This is a genomic window from Thermococcus prieurii (genome assembly GCF_054657655.1).
Genome location: NZ_BAAHYH010000002.1, coordinates 1,381,664 through 1,395,086, shown reverse-complemented (window position 1 = coordinate 1,395,086; position 13,423 = coordinate 1,381,664). Strand labels below are relative to the sequence as shown.

Annotated in this window: 9 protein-coding genes and 1 tRNA gene; 3 read left to right on the top strand and 7 right to left on the bottom strand. The window is 53.5% G+C overall.

The genetic code is table 11. The annotated features are described in order from the left end of the window. The first annotated feature begins 47 nt into the window (after nt 1-47). Together coaD and tpiA are read left to right on the top strand one after the other, a co-directional pair. On the top strand, nt 48-542 hold the full coding sequence (coaD, locus tag ACYQ04_RS10875; RefSeq protein WP_460129491.1) for a phosphopantetheine adenylyltransferase: 495 nt from the start codon (nt 48-50) through the stop codon (nt 540-542). A gap of 32 nt (nt 543-574) precedes the next feature. Beyond that, a complete protein-coding gene (gene tpiA, locus ACYQ04_RS10870; protein ID WP_460130190.1) occupies nt 575-1,255 on the top strand; it encodes a triose-phosphate isomerase in 681 nt (226 codons plus the stop codon). A gap of 20 nt (nt 1,256-1,275) precedes the next feature. On the opposite strand, the gene ACYQ04_RS10865 is transcribed toward tpiA, so the two are convergent. Together ACYQ04_RS10865 and ACYQ04_RS10860 are read right to left on the bottom strand one after the other, a co-directional pair. Continuing rightward, complete coding sequence (locus ACYQ04_RS10865) at nt 1,276-2,223, bottom strand: nucleotidyl transferase AbiEii/AbiGii toxin family protein (RefSeq protein ID WP_460129489.1); 948 nt, start codon at nt 2,221-2,223, stop codon at nt 1,276-1,278. Continuing rightward, entirely contained in the window at nt 2,207-2,833 is a 627-nt protein-coding gene (locus tag ACYQ04_RS10860) for a type IV toxin-antitoxin system AbiEi family antitoxin domain-containing protein (RefSeq protein ID WP_460129487.1), read from the bottom strand. Before ACYQ04_RS10860 ends, ACYQ04_RS10865 begins: the two co-directional genes overlap by 17 nt. A gap of 114 nt (nt 2,834-2,947) precedes the next feature. On the opposite strand from ACYQ04_RS10860, the gene ACYQ04_RS10855 reads away from it, so the two are divergent. Beyond that, nucleotides 2,948-3,023, top strand: a tRNA-Gln gene (locus ACYQ04_RS10855). 49 nt (nt 3,024-3,072) lie between these two features. Here ACYQ04_RS10855 and ACYQ04_RS10850 read toward each other — a convergent pair. The 5 genes from ACYQ04_RS10850 to ACYQ04_RS10830 form a co-directional block, all read right to left on the bottom strand. Further along, nucleotides 3,073-3,846 carry an SDR family NAD(P)-dependent oxidoreductase gene (locus ACYQ04_RS10850; RefSeq protein WP_460129485.1) on the bottom strand — a complete coding sequence of 258 codons (774 nt, stop codon included), beginning with the start codon at nt 3,844-3,846 and terminating at the stop codon, nt 3,073-3,075. Between the two features lie 100 nt (nt 3,847-3,946). Continuing rightward, nucleotides 3,947-4,633 carry a hypothetical protein gene (locus ACYQ04_RS10845; protein WP_460129483.1) on the bottom strand — a complete coding sequence of 229 codons (687 nt, stop codon included), beginning with the start codon at nt 4,631-4,633 and terminating at the stop codon, nt 3,947-3,949. Between the two features lie 31 nt (nt 4,634-4,664). Beyond that, nucleotides 4,665-9,965, bottom strand: a complete 5,301-nt coding sequence (locus ACYQ04_RS10840; RefSeq protein ID WP_460129481.1) for a DNA-directed DNA polymerase II large subunit — start codon at nt 9,963-9,965, stop codon at nt 4,665-4,667. After that, the gene (locus ACYQ04_RS10835) at nt 9,966-12,140 is read right to left on the bottom strand and encodes a DNA-directed DNA polymerase II small subunit (protein ID WP_460129479.1); all 2,175 of its coding nucleotides are present in this window, start codon (nt 12,138-12,140) and stop codon (nt 9,966-9,968) included. Then, nucleotides 12,140-13,393 (bottom strand): ORC1-type DNA replication protein, encoded by a 1,254-nt coding sequence (locus ACYQ04_RS10830; RefSeq protein ID WP_099209407.1) that lies wholly within the window; start codon nt 13,391-13,393, stop codon nt 12,140-12,142. Before ACYQ04_RS10830 ends, ACYQ04_RS10835 begins: the two co-directional genes overlap by 1 nt. Between the last annotated feature and the right edge of the window lie 30 nt (nt 13,394-13,423).

Sequence of the window (13,423 nt, the reverse complement as noted above, 5' to 3'; positions counted from 1 at the left end):
GGCCGGCCGATAAAAAAGCTTATTGGTTCTCAAACCTAATGAAAATCATGAGAAAGTTCAGAAAAGTCGTCGTCGGCGGGACCTTCGACAGGCTCCACCTCGGTCACAAGGCCCTGCTGAGGAAGGCCTTCGAGGTCGGCAGAATAGTTTACGTCGGCCTAACTTCGGACGAGATGATTAGGGACAAACCCTACGCCGAGAAGATACTCCCATACGAACTCCGCTTGAGAGACTTGCTCAAGTTCTTCGACGTCAACGGCTACACGAACTACCGCGTTATCAAAATCCACAACGCGATAGGCTTCGCGGGAGAGATGAAGAGCCTCGAAGCCATAGTCGTCAGCGAGGAGACCTACAAGGGCGCCCTGATAGTGAACAGAGCCAGGGAGGAGCGCGGGCTTAAACCGCTCGAGATAGTCGTGATTCCGATAATAAGGAGCTCCCTCGGGCCGAAGATAAGCTCCTCTCTGATAAGGGCCGGTTTGATAGACCCCTTCGGGAGACCGCTCCAGTGGAAACAAAACTCCCCGAAAGACGTTTAAGGAGAAAGAACTTAACACCAACGGTGATACCCATGGTGAAGCTGAAGGAGCCTATTATAGCGATTAACTTCAAGACCTACATCGAGGCGACCGGGAAGAGGGCGCTGGAGATAGCGAAGGCCGCTGAGAAGGTCTACAAGGAGACCGGAATAACTATAGTTGTCGCGCCCCAGCTCGCGGACCTGAGGATGATAGCTGAGAACGTTGAAATTCCGGTTTTTGCCCAGCACATCGACCCGATTAAGCCCGGAAGTCACACCGGCCACGTCCTCCCCGAGGCGGTAAAGGAAGCCGGAGCCGTTGGAACGCTCCTCAACCACTCCGAGAACAGGATGATTCTGGCCGACCTTGAGGCGAGCATTAGAAGGGCGGAAGAAGTTGGTCTCATGACGATGGTCTGCTCCAACAACCCGGCCGTTTCCGCGGCGGTCGCAGCCCTCGGCCCGGACTACGTTGCCGTCGAGCCACCGGAGCTCATAGGAACGGGAATCCCCGTCAGCAAGGCCAAGCCGGAAGTCATAACCAACACCGTTGAGCTGGTCAAGAAGGTCAACCCCGAGGTTAAGGTCCTCACCGGGGCAGGAATCAGCACAGGCGAGGACGTGAAGAAGGCTCTGGAGCTTGGAAGCGTTGGGGTTCTCCTCGCGAGCGGTGTTACTAAAGCCAAAGACCCCGAGAAGGCGATAAGGGACTTGGTGTCGCTGATTCTCTGAGTTTACCGTTTCTATCATTTTCATTGACGAAAATCATCAAATTCCAGTTTAGAAAGAACCCTCAGAAAGTTTTCCATGAACGCCTGAAACTCAGATTCGGCCGGCCTTGTGAGAACCAGCTCAAGCTCCTTTTCCATGAGCTCAGAGGCAACGTTGAACTTGCCAGCCCGAATTGACGCCAGATTCACCCGGAGGTTTTCAGCCGTCCTTTCCGGACTGAACCTCATACTAAACCGTATCTTCTCAATGGCTTCATCAATAACATTAGAGTAATCATAACCAGCTCTGTAAAGCATGAAAACATCGTAGAAATCCCTCAACTTTTGAATCCTCCGGGTTAAAATAGCCCTAATCTTCTCGGCTAAGATTTCCTCGGGGCAATAAGCCGTGACGGGAAGCGCTGAGTACCGCTCAAGCTCCTCAAAGAAGTATGCCTTTTCGTCGTTAGTCAATTTAACACCCTCAAGAAGCGTCTTAGCCATTACCTCCTTCTCCTCAAACAGCACTGGTTCGAAAAAGTTGACCTCAATCTTCACGACCTCACCCGTTGGCATGAAGAGGTGGAAAAAGACTATCTTCCTGTTTTCGTTTCCCTCAAAGTGAACGAAGTTCCTATTGTAAGAGTTTCCTTCAAAAGGCCTAAAGTACAAGCCAAGTTCTTCAGCGGTGTAAGCGAGCTTCTCCGAGAGCCACCTCACCTCAGAGCTTATCAGCTTTCTTCTCTCCGAGCGAGAGGGCCTGCCTCTCAGCGGAAACGTGAAGTCGAGGTCAACGCTGAAACGGTAATAGCCCAAGTAACACTTGACCAAGCACGTTCCGCCCTTGAACAAGTACCGCCCGTGGAACCTCTCTTCTCCATAAAGTTCCCACAAGATTGCATGCAGGAGGACGTCTCTTTTCACAAGTAACGGTTTTTCAATGCCGGTCTTCCGGATTATGAAGCCCGTGAACTCATTGCCTGGAAACAATTGCTTCAACCTCCCGTTGAACTGACTTCGGGTATGCTTTAGAGTATTCCATCAGCTTTTCTTTTTTGGCCTTTGCAAGGTATTCCTGCACAACGGCATCTGCATTAAGGCGTTTATTATACCGTTTTAAGTAAATGAAGTCCAACAGAGTCTTTTCTAAGTCTGAATACTGGATTTTTCTGCGTTTAACCACTCCAAAGCCCAAGAGAGATTCCTTCAGCTTGACGAACTGAACCTCCTCGCCAAGAACTGTAATAGGTTTTGGCCTAGTTATCACAGGCGTTATTAGGAAAATCCGGGAGTAATACTCGTAGGTTGCCCCGTTCAGTCTCAGGGACGTGTACAGGCCGAAGTACCACTTTAGGTCCAGCTTATTCATTGCCTTTGCGATTAAAGTCATTGGGTCTGGTGTCCTTCCAAACTTGTATTCTTCAAGTGTCTTCACGTAGTAAACTCCGCGCAGGATTCTAACGAGGTAGCCTCGACTTATGTAGTAGTTCACAATGTATTCAAAGTTCTCTCCAAATCTTTCACAAACTTCTCTAAGCTCTTCCTTGGTGATTACCCTTCCACCGTACCTTGAGAGAATGTACTGAGTTATGAGCTTCATGTTTAGAGTTATCAACTAACCATTAAAAAAGTTAATGGTTGATTAATGAAAGATGAGACCACGGAAACATTGAGCTCAAGATTTATAAGCCTGGACTCGGCTTTTCTATCGGGCAGCCCCGTGGTGTAGCGGCCAAGCATGCGGGACTTTGGATCCCGCGACCCGGGTTCGAATCCCGGCGGGGCTACCATACCACTCGTTTTCACAATGCAAGAAAAGGATGAAGGAAAAAAAGGTAATTAGCGGGCTGTATACCCGCCATCAACTACCAGTTCCGCCCCTGTTATAAAGCGGGACTCATCGGATGCGAGGAACAGAACCGCATAGGCAACGTCTATAGGCTCACCCACGAAACCGATGGGGTTCTGCTGGGCAAAAATCGCCCTGCACCGCTCTTCATCATCGACCCCGAACTTTTTGCATGCCTTCTTGAGCATTGGCGTCCATATACTGCCAGGATGAACTGAGTTGACGCGTATTCCATACTTCGCATAGAGCAGGGCATCAGTCTTGGCCATCAATCGTATAGCTCCCTTTGAGGCATGGTACGGCGGAATCCCCGGAGAACCAACGATGCCGTAGATTGATGAGATGTTAACGATGCTACCCCCACCGTTTTTAATCATGTACGGAACGGCGTGTTTCGTGCAGAAGAACGTTCCCTTGACGTTGATGTTCATTACGTAGTCCCATTCCTCCTCGGTCAGCTCGTGAGTGGGCTTGTCGGGGCCGGAAACACCTGCATTGTTAACGAGGATGTCAAGCTTACCAAACTCGTCAACGACTTCCCGAAAAACCCTCTCAACTTCAGCCTCGTTGCTCACATCAAGCTTCCAGAACTTGGCAGTGCCTCCCTCCGCGAGTATATCTTCGACAACTTTCCTGCCCTTCTCCTCGCTTCTTCCGGTTACGGCCACTTTGGCACCTTCCTTGGCGAGTAGCTTTGCTATGGCCGCTCCAATACCTGACGTCGAGCCCGTAACTATTGCAACTTTGCCTTCAACCCGTCCCATACACAACACCACCTAAAGACAATATACATAATCCTCAGCCGAGAGGTATATAAAGATTACACAAGAAAAATATGAAGTTTAAATCAAGTAAGTTGAGGTTTCAAAACGCAAACTCCTCGACGCTGAACTGCTCGACGACCCTCTCGAAGTCGCTCTCCGGCGCGTAAACGAATCCGCAGCGGGTGCACTTCAAAACGCCGTTCTCCTCCGCGAGCGGCGAGAAGCAGACCGGACAGCGGTACTCCTCTCGCCTCAAAGAGTCATAAACTTCATCTCTCATGACGAGCAGGTTGAGCTCGCTCTCCCAGTCCTCGTGGAGCATTCCCCAGTAGGGGGTCTCGACGGGGTAGAAGTCCTCGAGGATTAGGGCCCTAATCCCTATCCCTCTGATTCCCGGCGGAAGTTTTTCAGCCGGCTCGATGGAAACGACGAACTGGTCGTAGAACTCGATGTTCTCCGCCCTAACGGTTAAACCCCTCGACAGCCTTGAACGGAGAGGAATCACCTGGAGGAACAGGCTTTCCCGCTCGACGTCCCAGCTCGCGCTTATCGAAACGCTCCCCTTCACGAAGAACTGGGTTACCGAGCGCTCGTCTCTCTGCTCGCCGGTGAAGGAAAAGCCCAGCTTCCTCATCGCCCTTCCGAGGAAGTTCGGCCTGGGGAGCTTTCCATAATTAATCAGATACTCCCCTACCCAGCCGGCCAGGGGCATGGAGTAGCCGACGAAGGTCTGCCTCTCGACGCGCAGGTAGGCGACGCTGGGGAGGAGCTTGAACTGGTCGAGCATCGGAAGAACTAAGGGGAGGAACTATAAATAGCTAACTCCCGAAGAACTCGTCAAGGCTTATGCGCTTCTTCCGCTTTGCCTTCGCCCTCTCCTTCTTGACTTCCTTCTTGAGGTCTTTCGACTTCTCGGCCCTGGGCTTCTTCTCCCTCTTGGCCTCGCTCTCTGCCTTCGCTTTCTTCGCCTTCCCGTTCTTCCCGTTGAAGCCGTCGAGGTAGCCGTTCTTTCCGTTCGAGGAGCCGGTGCGCTCCTTAATCATCTTCTCGCACACATCTGCCGAGAAGCCGAGTAAGGTCCTCTGCTTTTCAGGCAAGACCGTCTCAAAGAGCGTCTTTATGTCCTTCTCGGTCAGGCAAATCCTCTGCCTCGTGTAGTCCTTGACCTTGTAGCGGGTAACCAGCATCTTCGCTGTGGGCAGGTACTTCTCAACCGCGCCTTTGCTCACCGTCAGGACGATTTTTCCACCGCACTTCGGACAGCGCCCGATGAGCGGAGGCCTCCGATATTTCGTGTTGCACTTCACACAGCGGAACTCCTGCCTCGTAAAGCTCCTCAGGTTGCCCCTCAAATCTGGAATCAGGTGGGAGTTGAGTATTGTCTCAGCAACGTGGTGCTCATCGACCGCGCGAATGCGCTCCGCCAAAGCGAGCTGTCTCTCGACCTTCTCGACCATGTCGCCGAGCTGTTTGTACAGGCTCATCTTCGGGCCGAGGCCGATGTCGTCGGTGTCGTGGGTGAACTTTATGCCCTCGTACATCTCCGGCCTGCCGAGTCTATCTTCAACGCGCTCGATGAACTTGATTTCCTTCGGCGATTTCATCTCGTAGGTGGCTTCATAGAACTCAAGGGGATAATAGCGGACGACATCCATGTTGTGAACCTCGCTGTCCACCTCGCGCGGGTCGAGCCTCGTCGTAACGACCAGCGGTGCGTCCATCTTTCCACCGCGCTTCTCTGGGAGATAGTACTTGCTGAAGTTTAGGAGCGCATCGAGGAGGAGCATAACAGCATCCTCATCCCCGTCGCATTGATGTGTTACAATATTTTCATTTATTAGCACATTATGATAGCTTTTAGCATTCAATGAGAACACAAAGTCGTCTTTAGGCTTAAGATATTCGACGCGCTTAACTTTAACAATCCAGCCCATCTTGTGTGAGTATCTGTCCCTGTTGTTTGTTTTGGCCGAATGAGTTGAATAGACAGAACTCTTGCGCTTACTTATGAACCCTATTTCTCTAAAGAACACATGGTAGTGCTCACCCGCAATGTTCAACGCATAAACTGTTGAGACTGGAACTTCGCTTCCACGTTCAATGTGGTAGAGCCTGCCACGAGCGTTTCCCCTGTTGGCATTCTTATCGAGGGTATAATATCCCCTGATTCCGAATTTCGAAAGCAGTAACGTTTCAATGTCCTCAAGGAGGGCCTTATTGACGCTGTAAACTACTACCCTCGGGACTGTGCTGAGAGCACTTCCGTCGCCCTCAAAGTATGCCCTCAGCATCTCCGCAACGGCGTCTTTCGGTAGTGTGTAAACCAGAGAAGGAACGCGTTTTGTGTGGGCGTTTCTTCCAGCACTGAGAACCTCTGTGAAGAGCAGATAAAGAATACGCGAGCCGACGGTAACTTTCTCCCCGCGCTCGTATATCTTGAAGCCCTCTCCAAAGGCATCTCTCAGTGCCCTCTTGAGATCCTCGCGAACTTCATCGTCCACTATCGAGAAGCTTACCTGGTAAACGCTGTTGCTTTCCCTCGCGTAGCCCTCGGCGAGGTAATAGCCAAGAACCCGCATCAGGGGCTTTATTGGGACAAAGCGCTCGATTGTAACCTTATCCCTCTTGAAAGCGAGCCGGCAGTCGGGAACGTCTTTAATTGATAGGTCTCTCTCTTTGAGAACGTCGAGCAGTACTGAAAGCGGTAGGGAGTCCCTGCGGAGGTAATCGTATTTGACTTCAGCTCCAATCGAGGAAAGCCAGTTCGAAAGCCCGCGAACCATTATGGAGTCCCAGAGGGATTTGAACTTCTCGTCAGCGAAGGCCTCCAACAGGTCAAGGTTTTCAAGGGAAACTTCCTCGAACTCAAGTCTCGGAACGAGTATTCTATCGCCCTCCTTCACCTCGAAGGCCCTCTTCTCCACGAACTTACCGTTTTCGTAGACGAGAACCGGGTGGTCAACGGTCGTCTCGAAGCTCCTTCCAAGCTCAAGCTCGAAACGGATGAGATGGTCGGTGCTTGGAGCTTTTATGACGTCCTCGATGTCGGTGAGAACGACCTTCCCGCTCTCGGGGTCGAAGGAGTAGACCTTAACGTCCCTCTTCGGCGTCCTTCTCACGTAGACCATGTTCTCGTAGCTTTCCCCTTCAAACAGCTCGTAGAGCTCACGGAGCGTTATCCTTGCAGGTTTGCCGTCAATCTGGACCAAGATTCTCGTATCGCCCGGGAAGCAGTTCCTCCTCTTCGCCGCATGATAGTACGGGTGCGCGTAGCCGACCAAAACGTCGGAGAAGCCGATTATCCTGCCGATGATTCCGGCAGAGGTGTGTGGGGCAAGACCTATGACGAGGTGGCCTATCAAATCCTCCATCTTCTCGGCGTTGTAGAACCTCGGCAGGCCGTAGAACTTCTCGAGCAGGTCATCGACGAAGCGCGCGACCTTGAGGAGGTACTTCCCCGCCTCGTAGGAGAGGATTATGTCCTGGACCTTCAGCTCAACTATCTGGTCGTCCCGTTCAAGCGGTTTGCCCTCGAAGTCGTGCGTATAGCCGAGCTCGCGAAGCTTTTCAACGCTTACACCTATCTCCTTCGGCTTGAAGTGGGTTATTGGAGCATCTGTCGCGTCGAAACGGATTGTACCGTCCTTGAAAACGTAGACGTCGTTCTTAACCCTCAGAAGGCCCTTTTCAAGGGGTTCGGCCATTTTGTAGCCGGAGGTCATACCCTTGACGCCCTTGAGCCTGTCGATGCCGTAGACCTTGACGTTGTCCATGGCCCGTCTTAGCAGTTCGGAGGGCTTTATCTCCCGCTGGGCGTAGGGCTTCAGCTCGACGTCGCAACGCGGACAGCGGAAGCCGAACTCCTTCGCCTCGCTCTCGGGATAATCAACGTTGCACTTGGGGCAGTGCCAGAGGAGTTCCTTCCTCGTCCCGCAGACAGGACAGAGGTGCTCCGGGCCGGTATGACCACATTCGGGACACTTGAAGAAGGCTATCTCGACTCTGGCGGTTTTTCCTTCCTCCGCGGCCTTCTTGATGTCCCTGCTCTGGCCTCCAGCCAAACCAATCGGAAAGAGCACCTGGACGGGGGGCTTCATCTTCCTCTCCTTGGCCTTCTCGGGCCTGCCCATTCTCGCGCCAATCCAGCTTATTCCCCTGTCACGAAGCTTTATCGGGTTGTTCTCGTTGATGATGTCGATGACCGTGAAGAAGGGCCTGGCCTTGAACTCCCACTCGAGGTTGCCGAGGGGCGTTAGCAGGGCCGAGCTCCAAGGGTAGTCCACGACGATGACCTTTCTTCTGTCCTCAGTTCTTTCGAGCCTGTGGGGCAGGCCGAGGAGCTCAAGGTAGCGCTTGATTTGGGGGTCGTTTTCGAGGATTACCTTTCTCGCGAACTTCAGCTTTCTGAACTCGTCCCACTCGATTTGGGCGTTGAGAAGGGCCCTCTGGAGTTCTTCAACTTCCTCCGGCTTCAGCGTGTTCCAGTAGAGGGTGTAGTAGGGGTGGAAGGGTATGTCCAGAACCTTCGAGAGGTGTATCGCCAGCTCAACGCTCGGCCTAACCCTGAGCGGGTCCCTCAAAAGGCTCTCAAGGAAATCGGGGTCTATCTCAAGGTATTCGGCCGCTTCCTCAACGGCCTCGCGCGGGTTGTCGGAGAACGGCTTGAGCTCGACCTCGTAGAGCTCCTCGATTGCCTTGGCAAGCTCCTGAATCCACCACTCCTCGGCATAGTTCGCAGGAAGAAGCGTCTGGTTGTTCTCAACGAAGTCTCCGAAGTTGATGAGCGCGTCGCCAACGTACAGAATCTCATCAAGGTCGTTTCTGATCTTTAGAGCAGTCTCGTAGTCGTCAACCCGTATAACACTTCCGTCCTTGAGCTTGACTATCGGCCCTTCCACCGTTGTTGCAGGCGTTACGATACAGCCCTTTCCGGGCCTCTCGGTTTTCATCTGCGTGCCTATCGCTATGAACTCGTCGAGGATAAGCATCGTCGCTGGATTGACGCTCCACGTCGCGAAGCCGCTGACGCGACTCCTTCCATAGCGCAGGCGGAAGCCACCGTTGGTCGATGGCTCGGCGAAGAGGGGCCTGCCACCGATTATCTCCTTCGTGTACTTCTTGTTCGGGGCTATGTTTGCCTTAAACTTCTCGTAAAGCTCATAGTAGAAGCCCTTCTCGACCTTCTCGGCGACTTCCTCCTTTGCTCCGGAAGCTTCGGCCTTGGATTCATCCGCCTTGAGTTCCTCGGAGCTCTTGCCCTTCTCTTTGGCCTCCACGAACTCCTTTATCCAGTCCCAGCCTTCCACGCCCATCTTATCTATGTACTTGACGAGCTTCTTGGCCTTCTGGAGGACACCTTCGGCCAAAACGAGAATCGCTCCACCACGCAGGTGGTTGGTCTCAACGCCGGGAACGTTCCTGTGGGAGACCTCGACTTTATCTGTCTCTTCGCCGGTTATCTCGATGGGAATGTTCCTCATCGCGAGCCTTACCTCATCGGCTTCCGGATGATACTGCAGTCTCGTAACGGCCCTGTGGTAGAGGTCTATCTCCTCGACCATCCTCTCAATGTGCTCCTCGCTCGGCTTGAAGCGGTCGAGGCCGAGCTTTTTCCTCACGTAGTCTCCAACGAGGACGCTCAACGCCTGCGCCGTTCCGCCGGAGCTCCTTATCGGGCCGGCGTAGTAGAGGGCCAGGTACTCGCTGTTATCGGCCCAGGTGTTGCGCTTGATTTTGACGTCAGCTATTCCCTCGAGCGGAGCCGAGACGATACCCTCTGTGAGTATCGCGAGGGCAGTTCTGACGGCCTGCTCCGCGTACTTCTCCTTGCTCCCGAGGTCGCCGAACTTGCCCTCGATGATTTCATCAACGACCTTCAGCGCGGCGAGCTCCTTTCCGTACTCCTTGACGAGAACCCTAATCCTCTCGGCGACGCCCGGCGGGCCTACGAGGCTCTCAACACGGCCGGCCATGTCGGTTGCCTGAGGAACCTCAACGTCGAGACTGGGGTCCTTCCCCTGAGAGCGGGCCTTCCTCGCTATCTCATAGGCCCTGTCTATTTCGCTCTGGAGTGATTCGAAGTAAGCCTTCATCTCGGGTGAGTAGAGCTCCTCCCCCATTCAAACCCCCTCGCAGAACTGGTCAAAGCTCACAACGGCCCTCAAGCGGGCCGTCTCAACGTCTATTATTGGAACGCGCGCCGGAGTGGGGACTATGTTGACCATCTTCTGGAACTCGGTCTGGGCCTGCCAGGTTCCGCTGTTGATGACGAAGACTCCGTTGTAAACCCTGTGCTCCATAACGTGGACGTGGCCGGCCTGGAAGAGGTCCGGAACGCTCTCGATGACGAGCGTGTCCTCGGGGTCGGGAGCGATGGGAACCTTGTTTCCAAAGGTCGGCGCGAGGTGGCGGAGCTTGAGAAGGTCAACCATCGCCTCAGCGGGCTTGTGGTGCGTTCTTCCGGGGATGAAGTCAACGACGTCCTCTATGCCCCTTCCGTGGGCGATGAGGAACTCCCTGCCGTGAAGGTTTATTACCGCGGGGTTGCTGATGATGACGACGTTCTTGAGCTTGTATATGGGCTTGGCGTATTCTTCATAAAAGCCGGGCTGTGGAAGTGCGGTTCTCGCGGCGTCGTGGTTGCCCGGGCCGATGAACATGGTTATATGCTCCGGAACGTTGCGGAGGAGATTGGCCAACGCCTCGTACTGGTCAAAGATGTCTGGAATGGCCAGCTCGTTGTACTGGCCGGGATAGATGCCGACGCCGTCAACGACGTCACCGCCGATTATCATGTACTTAATCCTGCTCACGAGCTCCTCCTCGGCCCTGCTGTTGACCTCACCGTTGAGCCACTCGAGGAACTTCTCAAAGGCCTTCTCGCAGAACTTGTTCGAGCCGACGTGAATGTCGCTCAGCAGAATCGCGTAGACCTTCTCTTCCAGTGGAGGCTTCTGCTTTCTGAACTTCGGCACGTCGGGAAGGAAGACGCGGTTTGCGAAGAAGATTCCCCTGCCCGGCTGACCGCGGAAGGCAACGACCGAATCGGGCATTATCGCGTTGTAGGCCTGGGAAGCGTTCTCCTTGTCCCTGCCGAGGAAGACCTTAACCCGCCCGGTTGCATCTTCCACCTCGAACATGTATCCCTTCGCCGTTTCGCGCTTGTCGTTGACGAGACCGATTATCGTGACCTCGTCGTCCCGGACATAGCTCAGCTTCGCAATGTCTATGACAGTTCCAATTTCAGGGTTCTCGCGGAAGATTCTGCGCATCTTCCTGAGCCTCGACTTGAAGTAGCTCGAATAGGCTTGAATTATTATCTCGCCCTCTTTACTTGAAGCATTCTTGACCTTCGGGGCCTCGAACTTCACGTTCTTGACGTCGAAGGTGAGCTCCCACTCGTCGGGAATCTCCTTCGCGCGGTAGTGGAAGCCCTCCCTGGGCTTTATCACGACATCTTTGTATGTCGAGTAGCTCTTCTCACCCTCGACGTCCTCGCCGACGTACGCTATGGGAATCCCGTAGTCTCCGTAGACGATTTTGGGCTTCACCCCGTTTCCATTCTCGCCGTTCTCGTAGTACTCCTCACTGTCGGCGTAGTTTCCATAGCCGTTGCCGTTTCCATTAGACTCCAGTGGAAGTGAGTCCTCGACGACCCCGGTTAGTGGCTCATCTGAAGAGCCGACGGGCTCATCTTCGAGCTTCGCAGGTTCAAGAGTTCCAGTGGAAACAAAACTCTCCCCCTCAGAAATCTCGCTGGAGATTGGTTCTTCAACAAGATTATAGGTAGGAGATTGCTCCAATTCAGGGACAGTTCCAGTAGAAATCGAAGTCTCGCTAACAATTTCAGCGGGTTCAACGATTTCTTCCCCAGGAGAGGCCGTGGCAACCTCGCTTTCCACAACATCTCCAGTGGAAATAGAACCCGATGCTTCCGCGGATTCAACGTCTTCAGAAGAAGGAATTTCTTCGGGCCGAGAGGCTGTAACAGTTTCAGAAACGGGAGTTTCGGTAGATTCAGCAAAGTCCTCATGTATGTTCTCCTGAGAGGCCTCAAGAGGCTCTTCTTCAGAGACCTCAGCAGGGGTCTGCTCGGTGAGCTCTCCAGTGGAAAAGAGACCCTTCTCGGAGAGGAAGGCCTCGGCTATGGAGGAGTCTATGACGAAGGTCCCCCGAGCTTTGGCGAACTTTATCAGCTCTGCCAGAGTGAAGTCCCTCTTGTAGCGGGGTTCGAGGAGGTAGTAGGCTGATGGGGTTATCAGGTAGTTGTTCTTGATTAAATCCTCAATCAGCATCAGAACAACCTCCTCTGCTTGGAGAGGGTGAGGGTGAGCAGGCTCCTAACCTGCTCGTCGTGGCGGTAGATGTTCTTAACCATATAAGGGGTGACGTTTAGCCTTATCTCCTTGGTCCTGCCGTAGCGCCCCTTGCTCACGACCTTGGCGTTGATTATGCCGAGCATGTCGAGCTCGTTGATTAAATCGCTTACGCGCCTCTGGGTTAGGGGCTCAACGTCGAGATGGTCGCAGAGGGACTTGTAGACGGAGTAAACGTCGCCGGTGTTGGCAGGTAGCTCACCGTTCTCGTCGAGCATGACTATCGCGTAGAGGAGGACCTTCGAGTGAAGCGGGAGGGTCTTTATGACTTCCTCCATCGTGTCCTGCTCAATCTTCTCCTGTGCCTTCCAGACGTGTCGTTCAGTTACTTTGCTCGCCCCCTCGCGCTCCGCTATTTCACCAGCGACGCGGAGCAAATCCAGAGCCCTCCTCGCGTCGCCGTGCTCGCGAGCGGCCAAAGCGGCACAGAGTGGCACTACCGCATCGTCGAGAACGCCCTCGTAGAAGGCCTCCTTTGCGCGTTGCATGAGAATGTCCCGGAGCTGGTTGGCGTCGTAGGGCGGGAAAACGACTTCCTCCTCACTCAAACTTGACAGAACGCGGGCGTCGAGATACTCCTTGAACTTGAGGTCGTTTGAGATGCCGATTATGCTGACCTTCGCTTTTGAGAGTTCCGTGTTTATCCTCGTGAGGGAGTAGAGTATGTCGTCCCCGCTCTTCTTGATGAGCTTGTCTATCTCGTCCAGAACGATTATTACAAAGCGCTCCTTCGCGTCTATAACCTCCTTCAGCTTGGCGTAGACCTCATCGGTCGGCCAGCCGACGAGGGGAACCTCCACACCACTTTCAGCCTTGAAGTGGTTGACTATCCTCGCGAGAACGCGGTAGTGGGTGTCGACTATCTCGCAGTTGATGTAGATGACCTCGACGGGAATGTTGTACTTCTCGGATATCTTCTTTAGTTCTTCGGTTACGAATTTCACCGTCACGGTTTTACCGGTTCCGGTCTTGCCGTAGACGAAGACGTTCGAGGGCGTTTCACCCCGTAAAACCGGAACGAGAATATGGGCCAGCTCGTCAATCTGCTCATGCCTGTGAGGGAGTTCCTTTGGCGTGTAGCTGTGCCTCAGGACTTCCTTGTTCTTGAAAATCTTCTTGGCGTGGAGGTACTTCTCGAATATCGACGTCAGGTAGTCGCCCCTGTCTCCCATGGCTCCCATCTCCACCGGAAATCATACTCT